Origin of the sequence: Bartonella sp. CL434QHHD, from assembly GCF_042195145.1 — a bacterium.
In the GTDB taxonomy this organism is placed as follows: domain Bacteria; phylum Pseudomonadota; class Alphaproteobacteria; order Rhizobiales; family Rhizobiaceae; genus Bartonella.
On record NZ_JBHINT010000060.1, the window covers coordinates 79,774 to 97,333 of the forward strand.

General features: G+C 34.8%; 13 protein-coding genes, 1 tRNA gene and 2 pseudogenes. 5 read left to right on the forward strand and 11 right to left on the reverse strand.

From position 1 onward, the window contains the following. Window positions 1-9: 9 nt before the first annotated feature. The 6 genes from ACFILN_RS09430 to ACFILN_RS09455 form a co-directional block, all read right to left on the reverse strand. Window positions 10-783, reverse strand: a complete 774-nt coding sequence (locus ACFILN_RS09430; protein WP_273791049.1) for a TatD family hydrolase — start codon at window positions 781-783, stop codon at window positions 10-12. Next, complete coding sequence (gene metG, locus ACFILN_RS09435) at window positions 773-2,332, reverse strand: methionine--tRNA ligase (RefSeq protein ID WP_375663489.1); 1,560 nt, start codon at window positions 2,330-2,332, stop codon at window positions 773-775. Before metG ends, ACFILN_RS09430 begins: the two co-directional genes overlap by 11 nt. Window positions 2,333-2,409: 77 nt before the next feature. Next, a complete protein-coding gene (locus ACFILN_RS09440; protein WP_375671401.1) occupies window positions 2,410-3,453 on the reverse strand; it encodes a DNA polymerase III subunit delta' in 1,044 nt (347 codons plus the stop codon). After that, window positions 3,450-4,094 carry a dTMP kinase gene (gene tmk / locus ACFILN_RS09445; RefSeq protein ID WP_273791046.1) on the reverse strand — a complete coding sequence of 215 codons (645 nt, stop codon included), beginning with the start codon at window positions 4,092-4,094 and terminating at the stop codon, window positions 3,450-3,452. Before tmk ends, ACFILN_RS09440 begins: the two co-directional genes overlap by 4 nt. A gap of 28 nt (window positions 4,095-4,122) precedes the next feature. Then, window positions 4,123-5,286, reverse strand: coding sequence for a D-alanyl-D-alanine carboxypeptidase family protein (locus ACFILN_RS09450; RefSeq protein ID WP_375631128.1), 1,164 nt, complete (start codon window positions 5,284-5,286; stop codon window positions 4,123-4,125). Between the two features lie 1,094 nt (window positions 5,287-6,380). Beyond that, window positions 6,381-7,280: a septal ring lytic transglycosylase RlpA family protein gene (locus tag ACFILN_RS09455; RefSeq protein WP_375659994.1), complete on the reverse strand. Its 900-nt coding sequence runs from the start codon at window positions 7,278-7,280 to the stop codon at window positions 6,381-6,383. A gap of 277 nt (window positions 7,281-7,557) precedes the next feature. On the opposite strand from ACFILN_RS09455, the pseudogene ACFILN_RS09460 reads away from it, so the two are divergent. Further along, window positions 7,558-7,744 (forward strand): annotated as a pseudogene (locus tag ACFILN_RS09460) (hypothetical protein); the annotation flags it as partial. A 90-nt stretch (window positions 7,745-7,834) separates the two neighbouring features. On the opposite strand, the gene ACFILN_RS09465 reads toward ACFILN_RS09460, so the two are convergent. Further along, window positions 7,835-7,910, reverse strand: a tRNA-Lys gene (locus tag ACFILN_RS09465). A 1,224-nt stretch (window positions 7,911-9,134) separates the two neighbouring features. Here ACFILN_RS09465 and lexA point away from each other — a divergent pair. Together lexA and rimO are read left to right on the forward strand one after the other, a co-directional pair. Beyond that, window positions 9,135-9,839, forward strand: coding sequence for a transcriptional repressor LexA (gene lexA, locus ACFILN_RS09470; protein ID WP_273791042.1), 705 nt, complete (start codon window positions 9,135-9,137; stop codon window positions 9,837-9,839). Window positions 9,840-10,298: 459 nt separating this feature from the next. Beyond that, the gene (rimO, locus tag ACFILN_RS09475; protein WP_375659993.1) at window positions 10,299-11,612 is read left to right on the forward strand and encodes a 30S ribosomal protein S12 methylthiotransferase RimO; all 1,314 of its coding nucleotides are present in this window, start codon (window positions 10,299-10,301) and stop codon (window positions 11,610-11,612) included. Between the two features lie 533 nt (window positions 11,613-12,145). On the opposite strand, the gene ttcA is transcribed toward rimO, so the two are convergent. From ttcA to ACFILN_RS09495, 4 genes and pseudogenes are all read right to left on the reverse strand, one after another. Then, a complete protein-coding gene (gene ttcA / locus ACFILN_RS09480) occupies window positions 12,146-13,021 on the reverse strand; it encodes a tRNA 2-thiocytidine(32) synthetase TtcA (protein WP_273791040.1) in 876 nt (291 codons plus the stop codon). A 265-nt stretch (window positions 13,022-13,286) separates the two neighbouring features. Beyond that, a complete protein-coding gene (gene rpsD, locus ACFILN_RS09485) occupies window positions 13,287-13,904 on the reverse strand; it encodes a 30S ribosomal protein S4 (protein ID WP_273722651.1) in 618 nt (205 codons plus the stop codon). Between the two features lie 170 nt (window positions 13,905-14,074). Next, window positions 14,075-14,902, reverse strand: a complete 828-nt coding sequence (gene murI / locus ACFILN_RS09490) for a glutamate racemase (protein ID WP_273791039.1) — start codon at window positions 14,900-14,902, stop codon at window positions 14,075-14,077. Next, window positions 14,895-15,732 (reverse strand): annotated as a pseudogene (locus ACFILN_RS09495) (RNA methyltransferase). Before ACFILN_RS09495 ends, murI begins: the two are co-directional and overlap by 8 nt. 278 nt (window positions 15,733-16,010) lie before the next feature. Between ACFILN_RS09495 and sfsA the strand changes: the two are divergent. Further along, entirely contained in the window at window positions 16,011-16,727 is a 717-nt protein-coding gene (sfsA, locus tag ACFILN_RS09500; protein WP_375659992.1) for a DNA/RNA nuclease SfsA, read from the forward strand. Further along, window positions 16,720-17,550, forward strand: coding sequence for a type I methionyl aminopeptidase (gene map / locus ACFILN_RS09505; protein ID WP_273791036.1), 831 nt, complete (start codon window positions 16,720-16,722; stop codon window positions 17,548-17,550). The genes sfsA and map overlap by 8 nt, the downstream gene beginning before the upstream one ends. Window positions 17,551-17,560 lie beyond the last annotated feature (10 nt).

Sequence of the window (17,560 nt, forward strand, 5' to 3'; positions counted from 1 at the left end):
TCTTTTGCCTTATTTCATTTTGCTAAATAAACGAAAAGCATTACGCGTTGTTATTTGAGCTGTTTCTTCAATGCTTAAGCCAATTGTTTCAGCCAAAACAGCTGCTGTATAACATACAAAAGATGGTTCATTTGTTTTGCCCCGATGGGGACTAGGTGCTAAAAATGGAGCATCTGTTTCCACTAACAAATGCTCATGGGGCACAATTTTTGCTATTTCACGGATTTCAAATGCGTTTTTAAAAGTAAGAATACCTGAAAAAGAAATATAACCACCAAGTTCAATTCCAGCACGAGCAAGTTGCATTCCAGACGAATAACAATGAAGGATAAAGGGAAAAGCTCCTTCTTTTGTCTGTTCACGTAATATTTTCTCCATATCGATATCGGCATTGCGTGAATGTATAACAAGAGGAATCTGTGTTTCTCGAGAAGCAATGATATGTTCATGAAAAACTTTCTTTTGCTCTTCTGGAGTAGAATAATCATAATGATAATCAAGTCCCCCTTCCCCAAACGCAACAATTTTAGGGTGATTCGAGAGCTGTATAAGCTCTTCCGCTGTAATATTTTGTTCTTCATGCGCATGATTGGGGTGTGTTCCAACGGAACAAAAGACTTGATCATAGCTTTGCGCAATGGCTAACAGCTTATCTAACTTATAAACATGGGTTGAAATTGTTATCATACGTTTAACGTCAGCATCTAAAGCCCGTTGGATAACATTATCCAAATCTTGTGAAAAATCTTCAAAATCAAGATGACAATGTGTATCAATCAACATGATGAGTATCTTCTTTCTTCAAGATATAACGAGGAAAAATTGGTTCTGGTGGTGGAAGATCAAGCCCTTCTTGAATTTTTGAATGACTTATATGATACAATAACCGATCATCTTCAGCAACCGCAAGGCTATCAAGAAGTTTCGCTGCTGATTGGGGTATGAAAGGCAAAAGCATAATTCCTATTCTCCGCAAGATTTCTACAGTTATATAAAGAACTGTAGAAAATCGCTCTCGATCATTTTTACGTAAACTCCAAGGTTGTTCGTTGGCAAAATAGCGATTGGCATCTGCTACAATTGAAAAAATAGCTGAAAGTGCTAAATGCATACTATAAGAAGACATAGCTTGGTGTACAGTTTCAAGTACTTGAAGAGATTGTTCTAAAAGCTGTTTATCTTGAGCTGAAAATGAAGCTGGTTTCGGGACTTGTGCATTACAATTTTTGGCAATCATAGACAAACAGCGCTGTGCTAAATTACCAAGATCATTAGCAAGATCAGCATTAATACGGTTCACAAGGCTTTCATGACTATAACTACCATCTTGTCCGAATGGCACTTCACGGAGAAGAAAATAACGGACCTGATCAAGACCATAGTGTTCAACCATTTCAAAAGGATCAACGACATTTCCAATAGATTTTGACATTTTTGCACCACGATTAAGTAAAAAACCATGTGCAAAAATATTTTTAGGCAATTCAATTCCAGCAGACATTAAAAATGCCGGCCAATAGACTGCATGAAAACGAATAATATCCTTACCAATAATATGCGTATTTGCAGGCCAAAAATCACGTTTTTTTGAATTTTCATTGAAAAAACCTATTGCTGATAGATAATTTGTAAGCGCATCAACCCAGACATACATCACGTGCTTTGGATTCTCAGGAACAGCAATTCCCCAGTTAAAACTTGCGCGTGAAATAGAGATATCTTTTAAACCTGATTTGATAAAACTTATAATTTCATTACGCCGCTCAAATGGAGCAATAAAATCAGGATGTTTTTCATAATATTCAAGAAGAGCCTTTTCATAATGAGAAAGTCTAAAAAAATAACTTTCTTCTTCATTCCATTCAACTGGAGAGCCTAATTCCTTCTCACGACGGATGTTGTCTGGTCCAACTTCCGTATCTTTTTCTTCATAATAGGCTTCTTGGCGAACCGAATACCACCCCGTATAACGACCGAGATAAATATCGCCATTTGCTTCCATCTTTTTCCAAATTTCTTGACAAGCTTGATAATGGCGTTCTTCTGTCGTACGGATAAAATCATCGTTAGAACAATTTAATACTGCAAGCATTTTTTGAAACACCGCACTATTATGATCTGCAAGCTGCTGAGGTGTCATGCCTAATGCAGCTGCGGTTTGTTGCATCTTGAGACCATGCTCATCTGTACCAGAAAGAAAAAATACATTTTTTCCGTTTAACCGTTGAAAGCGGGCTAAAACATCGCTTGCAATTGCACTATAAGCATGTCCAATATGTGGAGCACCATTAGGATAAAAAATGGGAGTTGTTATGTAATATGTGTCACGCATGTCATACTCGTTGTAAAACGCTATAAATAAAAGATATTATGACAATAACGTTTGTTTATCGCATTGTCACGGAAAAACTAATCCTCATGAATGATCTTATGAACTTTAAAAAGCAAGTTAATAACAAACTGCTTTTTATCGAGATTAAACAGTTGTATTTCCTCTATTTCTTGATGAATCTCCCGCCATTTTTCCGCATATTTTTTTGAGAGAAATAAGTCTCCCTTTTCAACGAGCATGATAGCTTTTTTTTGAATTTTATTAAGAATTTCATCACAAAATTGTTGAAATTGGAATGTAGAAGAAACAGATGAAAATGTTTGTGCAAGAGTATGTACAATCATTGCGTTACAAACAGGTTTCTCTAGGAGAGCATCAATTGTTTTAATAATTTCAAAACCGCCATGGCAAACAAGTAAAGCAGCTTTTCGAGGACTTCCTTTAGATTTTTCAATAATCATTTCAATTGTTTTCTCATCAGGTAAATCCTGATTGGCGAAAATATGTGTAATGACTTTTTTCATTTCATCGTTATTCAAGGGACGAAAAGAGATTTTTTGACACCGTGAATGGATTGTTGGAAGCAATTTGCCAGAAGAATGCGCGATAATAACAAATAACGTTTTTGTAGGTGGTTCTTCAAGTATTTTAAGAATTGCATTTGCTGCATTTCTATTCATATCATCTGCAGAATCAACAATAACTATACGCCATCCATTTTCTTGTGATGTTCGGCTTAAAAAATGCATAATATCACGGATATCATCAACGAGTATTCCTGTTTTAAACTTTTGCGTTTTCACATCAAATCGACGTGAAATATACAAAAGACCAGGGTGACTTCCTTGTGTAATTTGGCGCCATGGGGTAGAATAAGGATCGGGTTTCAAGAAAGCACTCTGTTGAAAACTTAAAATGTTCCAAGCAAGATGAAAGGCTAATGTAGCCTTTCCAATCCCATATTCTCCTTCAAATAATAATGCATGATGTAAACGCTCTTCTTTAAGCATTTGTGTCAAAAAATGACGCACATCCTCATGACCAAAGATAATATTGTTCTGGGATGGTGATAAAATTGTATCAATATCATCATATTGGCGTAAGGTATTTACATTACTCATGAAAGCTGATCCAACAATACCTGATGACAAATATTTTTTATTTGATGAGCAATGGCTTCCACTGAGCCAGTGGCATCAATAACTCGAAATCTATGGGGTTCCTGTTTGGCCAATTGAAGAAAAGCCTGACGCCTTTGTTCTTGAATTTCCAACAGATCTTTTTCAAAATAATCAATTTCTTCTGTTTTTTTTCTTCGCAAATTTGCACGCTTCATACCACACATTGCAGGCATATCTAATAAAAATGTTAAATGAGGCAAAATACCATTGAGCGCAATACACTCTAAAACAGAAAGAAGAGAAGAACTGACGGTATCATTGAGTCCTTGATAAACGCGTGTAGAATCAATAAAGCGGTCACATAAAACGATTTTACCTTTTTGCAAAGAAGGTGCGATAACCTCAGTAACATGGTCGACACGTGCAGCTGTAAACAAAACAGCTTCAATCAACGGTCCATACTGTCGCGCCTGCCCCGACAACAAAATATGCCGGATTGCTTCTGCTCCTGGTGTTCCTCCTGGTTCTCGTGTTGTGACAACATCATAACCTTGGTGTGAGAGAGACTCAGCAAGTAAAGAAATCTGCACCGTTTTCCCTACCCCGTCCCCTCCTTCAAATGTAATAAAATAACCTGACACGTATGATCTTAACCTTATTAGCGCGTAACTACAAATATTTTCGTAACCATCCAATTGTTATTTCATAGAATGCATTTTTTACTTTTGCAAAGAAACTTCCTTCCTGAACATTCATTCCGGCAAAAACTGGTTTTTCCAGAAGAACCTTTTTATCTTCTAAAATTTGAATAACGCCAACTGATTGCCCAGAAACGATGGGAGCTTTCAATGGACCATGATATTTAATTTTTGCTTTAACATTTACTTTTTTTTCATTCGAAAGCATAAAACTTATTGGTGTTTTAACAATGAGTGGAACAAAATTTTGTTTACCACCATAAACAGAAGCACGACCAACCGTTTCTTCTTTTGTAAAAATCGTTTTGAGATCAAAAGCCGTCATTCCCCATTGAAGAATGCGTTCTATTTCTTTTGTATATTTTTTACCATCTTGCAAACCATTGATTGCTAAAAAAAGACGTCGATGATTTTTAGAAATGGTGGCAACCATTGAAAAACCTTCTTTTTCACTGTAGCCAAAACCAAATCCTTCTACACCAATTTCCTTAGAAATAAGAGGATTTTTATTACGTTGAAAAATATTATTCCATGTAAAATGAGGCTCACAATAAAGTGCATAATAGTCCGGATATTCCTGAACAATATGACGTGCTAATATAATCATATCACGCACAGTTACAAATTGTCCCTCTTCGGGTAACCCTGTTGCATTAACAAAATGACTCTGAGATAACCCGATTATTTTTGCGCGCTGATTCATCAACTTTGTGAAATGAGCTTCATCTCCCGATATTCCTTCAGCAAGAATAATAGCAGCATCATTTCCATTCACAATAATTAAACCACGCAACAGATCAGAAACACTGATTTCTGTTTTTATCTTTGCAAACATAGTGGTTGTACCGGAAGGTGCTCCACCCTTGCGCCAAGCATTTTCACTGACCTTAAATTTCTGCGTACTTTTTAATAATCCTTTTTTTAATTGATGAAATACAACTTCTGCTGTCATCAATTTTACTAATGAAGCAGGAAAAAAAGGAATAGCACTTTGTTTTTCATAAAGTATTGTCTCTGTATCATCATCGAGTAATAACAATTGTGAAGCAGAAATTTGAAAATCTTCTGCTTTCCCCCACGTGACAAATACCAATATCCCCCATAAGGTCAATAAGATCCTTAATATTGTGTACATAGCTGCTCCTCCCATCCCAAAGATCAACATAAAAAATCTTATATAGGAAAAAACTTTTTTATTTCCGCAAATTGAGGAATTATTGATGACTCAAGAAAAGATTTTATTTTTATTCAGCGTTAGTAAAAGTAAAATGATGCACTTCTTATATTCCACCTAGATTCAATTTTATGTTTTAAAGCATGAGAGACAAAAAAATTTTTTTATTTGTTGTTTTATATTGATAGTAGATTGATTTATTATGATAAATTATAATCTTTTAACGTGTATCTGATTCAAAATACTGTAAGATTCTTTCGTTATATTTCCTCTCATATTGAATTCAATAAAATCGCTTGCTTACGCATCATAAGTAGGGTTCGTATATAGATAAAAATTATTAAAAAAGAGAGTAAAAATACTTCTTATCAACCTCTCAAGTGTTAAGAATTATCGCATAAAACATTGGGGCTTGCAAAGTGTATGACGGTGTCGGTTTATATCTTCATAAGTGTGAAGATGGTGATATCTAAAGGCGTTACAGTTATGCCATTCACAGGCGCTGTCGTAAAATAGACCTGTAGCGTGTTGAAGTATGTCTCTTTTAAATAAGTTCGCGAATTGGCAATGTAAGCGTATTTTGTTTGAGACGCTCTGTTTTTCGTGAGGGAACTTACTCCATTAAAGAACATGATAAACAAAAGCATGAGGTAATATATAATCTCTTCATAAGATATTACCGTGGATACTTTGGAAAGATGCAAGGCCGAATCAAAATAAAATATTTTTTTACTTGTTAAGCTTTTTGTTCCTCTCAAATTGATTGTACAGTTGTTTTGGAGATTACACAAACAGACTGATACAATAATCTACCTTCGTCTAGCAAAAGCTATTACAGTAAGAAAAGTACGCGCTTTATTAAGCAAGCAATATCATAAAACGACGAATAGACCAGCAATGGAGTAGAAAGGCCGTACTGAATTTATAATAATAGCACCCCATCACGCTTTTTGAAAAGGACAACGCGCTTTAAGATGAAAATCTTACACTAAATCCGTAAGTTCTTACCTTTTTTACTAGAAAATTATATAGATAAAAAATCAATGCATTTTTTCTTAAAACAGTTGTAGCCAATTGACCTTTGTTTTTTTGTTTAGCTTATTTATAGAAGCAACTTGATCAAATGGTATCGGCTTATCAACCATGATAGGACCAATTTCTGGCAATTTAACTGCAACAGTTTTATTACGTTGTTCTTGTTCAACAGCAGCTGCTTTAGCTAATTCTTTTTTGTTTCCTGTATTGCGCTGCTCTTTTAACAAAACAGTTTCTCTTTTTTTCGCAATATTTTCCGACGCTAATGAATATGGGGCAGCATTTCCAGGAGTATAAGAGGACATTAAATATGCACCATCATAATAGCCAACAGGTGCTTCAGCAATATATTCTACTTTAACATCTGCAACACCCCTATCTACATACCCCAGTATTGTCGCAGCTTGCCTTGATAAATCAATGATTCTGTCTTTCATAAAAGGTCCGCGATCATTCACTCTAACAACGATTGAAGATCCATTTTTCAAATTAGTGACACGAGCATAGCTAGGTAAAGGCATTGTAGGATGAGCAGCAGTCAAAAGATTCATGTCATAAATTTCACCGTTGGCAGTTAAACGTCCATGAAAATCTGAACCATACCATGATGCTTCGCCAACACGTTTATAAGTTGGATCACTTTGAGGATAATACCACTTTCCTTTTATTTGATAAGGTTTACCAACAATCGCTCGTCCACGCTTTTTTTCTTCCGATTGATTCTTCTTATTGGAGACTTGTTTAGGTAGTACAGAAGTGTTTACGTTAATTGGTTTATTATGATAGGAATCTTTTATTGAAAAATTCATAGTTTGGCTTGCGCAACAAGATACCAGTGACTGAGAAATGACGATCATAGAAAACAATTGAAGTGTTGGTTTAATCATAAAAGTAAATTTCTTTTTTCTATTTGAAGGCATCTATTCAGTCCACTTATTTCTGTTAAGTACTACTGTAAAAACCACGTCACGCTTTTTGTACGCAACGGAAGAATTTACGTTTTTAAATGATTCCCCTCGCGCATATACCACTCTTGAATTGGCCCCTTCTATCAAGAAATTAACGTATTGTTAACCTTTTTATGATCTTCATAAGAAATAAATGTACTATAGTAGATGTTAAAAAGAGTAAAAATTAAATAAATCAACATCTTATAGAAAAGTCATTTCATAATATAAAGTGTGAATAAGTGGTGATTTTAGCAACTTGTTTTGCGAATCATGTAATGCAGTGGGTATTAAAAAATCAACCTATAGATTGAGAAAATTAGAAACCACATGTGCTGCCAACGCAGGTACAATCCTATCGTAATCTTAAAGCTCTTTTTTGTTGGACAGGAGACAGCATAGCATCGCTCTATTCCAAAACAGCTGATAGAAAATGACAGGTTATAGAATCAACAAAAAACTTCAAAAAGAATAAAAACAAGAAAGATTCTTAAATTTTTTATAGCCTATTGATATTAATTTAAATTTGGTGAGCGCGCAGGGATTCGAACCCTGGACCTACTGATTAAAAGTCAGTTGCTCTACCAGCTGAGCTACGCGCTCTCATACAAGCTATCTAGTTTGCACACTATCTAATTTGTAGAAAGTGAAGGGAACATACGGTTGACTTTCCATTTGGTCAACACCTTTTGGAGAAAAATATTATTATTTTCTTCAATTATCAATAATTTTTCGTTTTCACCCCTTTACTTCATCATTGTATAAGTACTCTTTAATCTTATTTTTGAAGTTTCAATAAAGGAAAAATTTCACTGCAAAATATTGCATAGATTCGAAGCGTTAAAATTATGAGAAATTACCCCCTTCCCCTCACATGGATTGTTGAGCATAATGGGTAGAGAAGAAAAAATACCTTTTATTATAATATTATTTTTTATATCTTTATATCTTAGTGTTCAATTTTCAAATATAAATACAGATTTATAAGATAATATATTGATTTATAATAATTTATCATTTTTTCACTTGAGTGATAAGTCTCAAATACTGTAAGCTTATCTCATTTCAAATCTTTTTTATATTGAAACAATAAAAAGCATTTTCTTGACCAATATAAGTGAGAGAATAAAACTATAAAAAAGAAATGAAAATACCTTTTATGCCTCCTTTCAATAATCAAAATTTATCGTAACATTAGGGTTCATGAAAATAGTATATAGCAGTTGACACGTTAGACCTGAAAATGGAACAATGAGCAACAATGGCATTTTGAGAGTATAATTTTATTTATGCATAATGAATATATAACGAAAGCCAGTTTATCCTATAGAATAAAGTAGATATGAAGCAAAAATTTAGTCTCATTGAAAATATCCCGAATGACTATAAATTGTGTTCACTATTAGAGCTGTAGATAATTTTACTAAGAATAAAAAAGCAGAAATAATATGCAGTATGTAAAATGATTTTAAATACCCATAGAGAGTTCTAAATATATAGAATGCCTTCTATTTAACTTTTTTATATCAGAAATTACAAAACATGTAGATATATTTTTAGAAGAAAAGGATAATACTGGTCATAAAATTTGGTGTTAGATAATTCAGTCAGAACTATAAAGTATTTTATACATTATTTAATATTAATGTAGCTATATAGTATATAAATAATAATTTAAATATATCTATAAATAAACATATTACTTTATTAAACTATAAGATCAAAAACAAAGAAAATAATTTTGATTTGGCGATAAAAATTGTAAAAGTGTTATATATACATGTATTTTTACTTTACTAATTTTTATTATTTTGATTGGAATATTGAATGCTAACATGTAAACAGTATGAGCTACTCTTGTTTATTCATAACCATATAAAAGAAACTGGTGTTCCTCCTTCTTTTGAAGAAATGAAAAATGCATTAGAACTTTCTTCAAAGTCTGGTATTCATAAGCTCATTATAGCCTTAGAACAAAGAGGTTTTATACGTCGTTTGCCCAATCGTGCTCGTGCTGTGGAGGTAATTCGACTTCCTGAGAAAATAACATTTAACCTTTCTTTAGCACGTAAAATTTCTCCCAGTATAATAGAAAGAAATAAAAGGGAAATATCAAAAAGCTTGAGTCCCTTTGATGAAGAAGAAAAAAAAAATATCACCATTCCTATTATGGGACGTATTTCTGCAAGCGTACCCGCCTCTGCTATACTGCAGCAAATAAACAGCCTTTCTCTTCCACTCGATATGGTTAATACAGGTGAGCACTACGCATTAGAAGTTAAAGATGATTCTATGATGGAGGCTGGTATCTTTGATAAAGATACGATCATTGTGAAACGTCAAAATACAGCAATAACAGGTGAAATTATTGTTGCGTTTATTGATAAAAAAGAAGCAACATTAAAACGTTATCGACGCAAAGGAGCTTCTATTGCATTAGAAGCTGCAAATCCTCATTATGAAGTACGGACATACGAATCCGAGCGTGTAGAAATACAAGGCAAACTTACCGGACTTATTCGCAAATATTAAAAAATAAACCTTATAGTACGTGATATATATCGCAATAAGAAGCTGTTGAGTATTTTTTTATTGTGCCACATGCAATTGACTTCTTCTCCACAGCCAAAGGATGCCCCCAATTCGGTTTATAAACAATCCAGATCCTTATCGAGCGGATTTCACTTTCCCTTCCCTCCATGTTCTTCACTTATGCAAGGCTTGGCAAGTAAGCTTTAAAATATTCACCACGTACTTTGAAAAGAACTTGAATGCTTTTAAGAAAGCAGCCTTATATCCTCGTCCTCAATGATGGAATTTTACGATATAATAAGACAAAATTGTATGCATGCATAAAAACACATAAAATTTTGTAGAAAAAAATCAAATAACTTTGTAACAGACTGTATTGCATAGGTATAAAAATAAAGAACATTATTTTTATATTAATAAAAGCGTAACTCAATCATTCATAGTAATTGTAGGATCATCATGGTAGTACCTCGTATTAGTTTTGTCTCCCTCGGATGCCCAAAAGCACTCGTAGATTCTGAGCGAATTATTACACGCCTTCGCTCCGAAGGGTATGAGATTTCACGTCAACATCAAGGAGCTGATGTCGTTATTGTGAATACCTGTGGTTTTCTTGACTCGGCAAGGAAAGAATCATTAGCCAATATTGATGAAGCTCTTAAAAAAAATGGAAAAGTTATTGTAACAGGGTGTCTTGGTGCTGATCCTGATGCTATTCGCCAAACATATCCTAATGTATTGGCTATTACAAAACCGCAAGCTTATGAAAGCGTTATAGAAGCTGTTCATACAGCAATTCCTCCAATTCATGATCCTTTTCTTGATTTAGTTCCTCCCCAAGGTATTCGTTTAACACCTCGCCATTACGCCTACTTAAAGATTTCTGAAGGATGCTCTAACCAGTGTAGTTTTTGTATCATCCCTACTCTGCGTGGTAATCTCACTTCACGTCCCATCAGCGATGTTCTTCGTGAAGCTGAAAAACTCGTGCAAGCGGGTGTAAAAGAACTTTTGGTTATTTCACAAGATACGAGTGCTTATGGTGTTGATCTTAAATATCTCGAAAATTCTTGGAAAGATCGTACAATCAAAACGAAATTCTTTGATCTTTGTCGCGAACTAGGCGATATGGGTATTTGGGTACGTATGCATTACGTTTATCCTTATCCCCATGTTGATGAAGTTATCGAACTTATGGCTGCAAAAAAAATTCTTCCTTATCTGGATATTCCTTTTCAGCATGCATCACCGGCTGTTTTGCGTCACATGAAGCGTCCCGCACTTATGGAAAAAACAAACCGTAGAATTGAAAAATGGCGGAAAATCTGTCCAGATCTTACTTTGCGATCAACATTTATTGTTGGTTTTCCTGGTGAAACGAATGAAGATTTTAATATACTTCTAGAATGGCTAGAAGAAGCAAAAATTGAACGCGCTGGGTGCTTTAAATATGAAGAAGTAAAAGGAGCTGCCGCAAATGATTTGGGATTAGAAAATATTCCTGAAGAGGTAAAAGAAAACCGCTGGCATCGTTTTATGGCAAAACAACAACAAATTTCTACATATCTTTTAAAGAAAAAAATTGGAAAAAGACTCCAAGTTCTTATTGATGAAAGTCAAGGAAAAGTTGCCAAAGGACGGAGTCAGTACGATGCTCCAGAAATAGATGGTGTTGTCCATATATCATCACGACGCCCACTGCGTGTTGGTGAATTTGTCACCGTTAAAATCGAACAATCGGATGCCTATGACCTTTATGGTATAGCCGTTTAAAAATTTAACTCCTTCTCTGTCCTCAATGATGAAGATTTCTATCAGCATTGGTTTATAAAAGGTCGGCTACTCACAATCGAACTTGATCACTTATGTAACTCACTTCATGAGAATTTACGAGCAATTCTTGCCCTGAGTGTTGCTATACACTCCCAAAATATCAAGCAGTTATATATTCTCTTAATTTAATACCTTAAATGACGGTGATGGCGGCGCAACAGAATAAAATAAAATCCACAAGGTTCACTATTTTTAATTAACAAAAGAGCAAATCAACAATCGTACTATTTTCCTATTTTTGATATTGCGACAGTCATTGGTTAGTGAAAGAAAAATTTTTTCAAGAGAGTTTGATGCACACGAGAATTTCCTTTGTGATATGCAGGCAGATGTTTTTTATAGATGCAATATAAGAGAATTTGAAACAAAACAATCTGACGTATCTAAATTAAAAAAAACAATAAATTATCATTATAAATAAGTATCTTATCTTAAACTCTTTGAACGTATTTTTTTTAAATATCTAATTATTATTAACACGTTTTAAAATCAAAGAATTTCTTATCAAGCAAATGACTTGGGCGTACATTTGTTAAAGCGCGAATCATCGTATCTTTACGTCCTGGCATTTGTCTTTCTATATTTTTCAGCATTTCTTTCATGGCATTACGTTGCAAACCATCTTGACTACCGCAAAGATTACAAGGAATAATCGGAAATTGCATTGCTTGAGAAAATTTTTCCATATCTTCCTCAGCAGCATAAACAAGAGGACGTAACACAAAAAGATCTCCTTCATCATTTTTAAGTTTTCCAGGCATGGCAGCTAATCGGCCACCGTGAAACAAATTCATAAAAAATGTTTCTAAAACATCATCACGATGATGACCTAAAACTAATGCAGAACATCCCTCTTCACGTGCAATACGATAGAGATTACCACGTCGTAATCGAGAACAAAGTGAACAATATGTCTGCGACTCTGCCAATTTATCTGTAACAATGGAATAAGTATCCTGATATTCAATACGATATGGAATTTTATAAGAACTTAAAAAGTCTGGAAGAATATGCTTAGGGAATCCTGGTTGCCCTTGATCAAGATTACAGGCAAGTATTTCAACGGATAAAAGACCTCGCCACTTTAAGTCTAAAAGAAGCGCTAATAAACCATAAGAGTCTTTTCCACCCGATAAAGCAACAAGCCATTTTTCTCCTGTAGAGAGCATAGAAAAATCATCCAAAGCTTGTCGCATATGACGTAAAAGTCGTTTGCGTAATTTATTAAATTCTACGCTTGAAGGAGCAACACGAAACATTGGATGACAATTATCTGCTTCGCTTATTAAAGGATCATCTCTCCCTTCGTTTTCTTCTATTACTTGATATTCAACTGGAACATCATTCATAATACCATATCCTGCACAATAAACAGCTCGTTTTGCAAAGATAAAAAAATATTAAAGCAAGCTTACATTTATGTTTTTTGAATTTATAAATTAGATACACAAAAAAGAAATGGAACTATACAAATTTATGACTATAAAACATAGCAATAAACTTAATATAGAACCATTTACAAAAAGAACTTATTAACTTCAAATATTGTAAGAATAACACAATATTTTGAAGTTCTCATACTAGAAGAGAGAAACAATTTCTCTTACAGAAAAATTATCGAGAATAAAATTCAACAACCAAATTAGGTTCCATTTGCACAGCATAAGGAACATCTGCAAAAGCAGGAATACGCGTAAAGGTTGCTTTCATCTGTTTATGATCTGCTTCAATATAATCAGGGACATCACGTTCTGCCAATTGCACTGATTCTAACACTAAAACAAGTTGTTTCGATTTTTCCCGAACCTCAATAACATCACCTGGTTTACAACGATAAGATTGAATGTTTGTGCGCCGCCCATTGACATTAACATGACCGTGATTGATAAATTGGCGAGAAGCAAAAATCGTAGGTACGAATTTTGCACGATAAACAACAGCATCCAAACGTGATTCTAACAGACCGATAAGATTTTCGCCAGTATCGCCCCGTCGACGAGCAGCCTCTTCATAGGTTTTATGAAATTGTTTTTCTGAAATGTCTCCATAAAACCCTTTCAATTTCTGTTTAGCGCGCAACTGCACCCCATAGTCAGAAAGTTTTCCTTTACGACGCTGTCCATGCTGACCTGGACCATAATCACGACGATTGACAGGAGATTTTGGACGACCCCAAATATTTTCTCCCATACGACGGTCAATTTTATACTTTGTTGTTTCGCGTTTACTCATCGCATTTCCTTACAAAATAAAACACGAGATCTTAAGACCCCAAGGAAACGCGCCCTCCTCTGCCTTTAAATACTAAAGACTGACAGAATACCTTAACACATCAATATGCAAAGTTATCCACGGGACACGTCAATTAATGCTATTTTCTTGAAAAAATAGCCAGATCATCATTATTGGTCTCGTAACCCAAAGTCAACTCCTTTCATGAGTTTTAAGCCAAATCCTTTAAACAAATTCTCCGTTAAAGAAGTGATATTTTTCGATGTCAACAACGCAAAATCTTGATATTTCTTTATATATTGATGGTGTATTTCTCCCGACAATGGTAATAAAGATCTGATATGTTTGGCGATCGCTTTCGCCGGATCAATCCACTCAACGGACCATAAAGCATGTTCACGAAAGAAATTAATCAAAAAAGGATAATGTGTGCAGGCTAAAACAATAACATCCGTATATTGTCCATTTTTTTCCACAAAACATGGCAGGATTTCTTTTCTTAACTCTTCTGAATCGATAGATTTTCCCCGTAAATAATCTTCAGCAAGTCCAGCCAGCTTTTTACTTCCCACAAGCTGAACATGACACTGTCCAGCAAAAGAGTTAATTAATTCATTTGTATAAGCACGTTTAACTGTTCCAGGAGTCGCTAATACGGAAATAAAACCAGATTTTGTTTGTTCTGCAGCTGATTTAATTGCAGGAACCGTTCCTACAAAAGGGACATGAGGAAAATTCTGTCGTAAATCTGCTATCATCAGTGTAGAAACAGTGTTGCAAGCAATCACACATAAAGCTGGATTGTAGCGTGTCAAAAGATTTGTAAAAATCTTCAAAATACGCTCTTTCAAAATATTTTCTTTCCAATTTCCATAAGGAAATCCTGCATCATCAGCAACATAGATAAATTGCATTTCAGGAATAAGAATACGCGCTTCCCTAAACACTGTTAAACCACCAATACCGCTATCAAAAAAAAGAACAGGTCGTTCATCCATTAGTTTTCACACTTATTTTTAATTTTTTTACGATCACGTTCCTCAGGTGCTCTACTCCCCCGTGGATACTGTGGCGAAAAATGATCCAAAGAAGATATAATGCCTCGCAATAAACGAACCTCAGGTTCACTAAAGTTAGCGCGCGTAAAAACAGAGCGCAAATTTGCAAGCATTACTTCTTTGCGTTCTGGGGGTCTAAAATACCCACGGATATTCAAAGCCTCTTCTAACTGAGATAAAAAACCATGAAATATTGTTTTATTTGCAGGTTCCATCTCTGCGGCACGAAATGCCGTATCGCTGACATTCTCTAAACCAGTTTTCATCCATTCGTAAGACATTAAAAGAACCGCTTGCGCAATATTAAGTGACGCAAAAGCAGGATTAACTGGAAAAGTAATAATTTCATCAACAAGGCTGATTTCATCATTTTCTAGTCCCCATCTCTCTCTTCCAAAGACAATACCTGTCTTATGTCCGATACTTTCACGCTGACGTAATACGCTTGCTGCTTCGACAGCACTTTTTACAGTTTTAAATCCACATCTTTCACGTGCTGTTGTGGCAAAAACATAGTGTAAATCTGCAATTGAATCACGCAATGTGTTAAAAATCACAGCGTTGTTAATGACATGATCAGCTTTACTTGCAGCAGCTCTAGCTTTTTCATTTGGAAACATTTCTCGAGGATTGACTAATCGAAGCTTAGAAAGCCCAAAATTTGCCATTGCCCTTGCGACCATACCAATGTTTTCAGGAAGCTGCGGTTCAACTAAAATAATAATGGGACCATTTGTTAAATTTTCACGATTCTTATTCGTTCCTGCCATCAATCTTACCTAGTTTCACTTAAACTATCTCCCTCTCCACTATTTTTTACGAAACCTTTTTCACAATACTCTAATGCTGTTTAATAATAAATTATAGACAATGTTATCTTTTCATTCAAAGATAATAGTTTCTAAACCTAATAATAAATTTTAAAAGCCATTAAAGTGAACGATATCGTAGCGTTTTTTACATCAATTTTATCTACTTTTAATAGGAAACAGCCCCTGCAAATCATAATCTCAGTTGAATTATGAAATCATAAATCCTAAAAAGGGATATGTACTTTATTCCCAAACTTTTTCCTGCAAAGCTTATCCGTCGTTATAAACGTTTCCTTGCAGATGTTCAACAAGATGATCAGCATGTCCTCACCGTGTCTGTACCTAATACAGGATCAATGCTTGGATTAACAGCTTTCAACTCCAATATTTGGCTTTCTTATCATAACGACATCAAACGAAAATATGCCTATCAATTAGAAATTATTGAAGCCGATAATACTTTGGTTGGCATTAATACTTCTTTACCCAATAAGCTTGCGTTAGAGGCAATTCAAAACGGATTACTACCAGAATTAAGTGGATATAAAACAATTTTAAAAGAACAACGCTATGGGACACAATCACGAATTGACTTTCTTTTACAAGATGACATTCTTCCTGATTGTTACCTAGAAGTCAAAAATGTTCATTTTATTCGTCAGAAAGGATTAGCAGAATTTCCTGATAGCGAAACAAAACGTGGTGCACGTCACCTTGATGAGCTCATAGGAGTTGTACAACAAGGAAAACGAGCTGCTATGCTTTATATTATTCAACGAGAAGATTGCACAGCTTTTACAATTTGTCATGATCTTGATCCACTCTATGGACGTAAGTTTGATTTAGCATTAAAATCAGGGGTAGAATGTTATGCTGTAAAGTGTCATGTAAGTGTAGAAGGCATTTTTCCGATTCAGAGAGTAAAAATAGAAAATAGAAGAAACAATGACTGAGTATATCGAATATAATAAAATCCCTTTAAAATTTAATGGAAAAATCCGCATTTTCGATGATTATGCTTTTGCTAAAATGCGTGAAGTTGGTCGTATTGCTGCAGAATGCCTTGATGCGCTTACGGATATTATTAAGCCGGGCGTTACTACGCAAGAAATTGATGATTTTGTATTCGTTTTTGGTGCTAAGCGAGGAGCACTTCCTGCTGATCTAAATTATCATGGATACAGCCATTCATGCTGTACATCTATCAATCACGTTGTCTGCCATGGCATTCCCAATAAAAGACCTTTGCAAGAAGGTGATATTGTAAATGTTGATGTAACCTTTATCCTTGATGGTTGGCATGGGGATTCAAGCCGAATGTATCCTGTTGGAAAAATTAGGCGTGCAGCAGAACGCTTGCTAAAAATAACCTATGAAAGTCTTATGAAAGGAATCGCTGTCGTTAAGCCTGGAGCAACGACAGGTGATATCGGGGCAGCCATTCAACAGTATGCAGAATCTGAACGCTGTTCAATTGTGAGAGATTTTTGCGGACATGGTATCGGCCAGCTTTTTCATGATGCTCCCAATATCCTCCATTATGGAAACCCTGGAGAAGGAGTCGAATTAAAACAAGGTATGATGTTTACAATTGAGCCTATGATTAATCTTGGTAAACCACAAGTTAAGATTTTATCTGACGGTTGGACTGCTGTTACCCGTGACCGTTCTCTGACAGCACAATATGAACATACAATTGGTGTGACAAATGAAGGATATGAAATATTTACGCAATCTCCTAAAAATATTTTTTATATTCCAAATTCGCATACCTAACGCAACGTAG

Coding starts and splice junctions, on each gene's coding strand:
- lexA (WP_273791042.1), top strand. CDS start 9,135: ATGCTAACATGTAAACAGTATGAGCTACTCTTGTTTATTCATAACCAT.
- ACFILN_RS09450 (WP_375631128.1), bottom strand. CDS start 5,286: ATGTACACAATATTAAGGATCTTATTGACCTTATGGGGGATATTGGTA.
- rimO (WP_375659993.1), top strand. CDS start 10,299: ATGGTAGTACCTCGTATTAGTTTTGTCTCCCTCGGATGCCCAAAAGCA.
- map (WP_273791036.1), top strand. CDS start 16,720: ATGACTGAGTATATCGAATATAATAAAATCCCTTTAAAATTTAATGGA.
- ttcA (WP_273791040.1), bottom strand. CDS start 13,021: ATGAATGATGTTCCAGTTGAATATCAAGTAATAGAAGAAAACGAAGGG.
- metG (WP_375663489.1), bottom strand. CDS start 2,332: ATGCGTGACACATATTACATAACAACTCCCATTTTTTATCCTAATGGT.
- rpsD (WP_273722651.1), bottom strand. CDS start 13,904: ATGAGTAAACGCGAAACAACAAAGTATAAAATTGACCGTCGTATGGGA.
- ACFILN_RS09430 (WP_273791049.1), bottom strand. CDS start 783: ATGTTGATTGATACACATTGTCATCTTGATTTTGAAGATTTTTCACAA.
- ACFILN_RS09455 (WP_375659994.1), bottom strand. CDS start 7,280: ATGCCTTCAAATAGAAAAAAGAAATTTACTTTTATGATTAAACCAACA.
- sfsA (WP_375659992.1), top strand. CDS start 16,011: ATGTACTTTATTCCCAAACTTTTTCCTGCAAAGCTTATCCGTCGTTAT.
- ACFILN_RS09440 (WP_375671401.1), bottom strand. CDS start 3,453: ATGAGTAATGTAAATACCTTACGCCAATATGATGATATTGATACAATT.
- murI (WP_273791039.1), bottom strand. CDS start 14,902: ATGGATGAACGACCTGTTCTTTTTTTTGATAGCGGTATTGGTGGTTTA.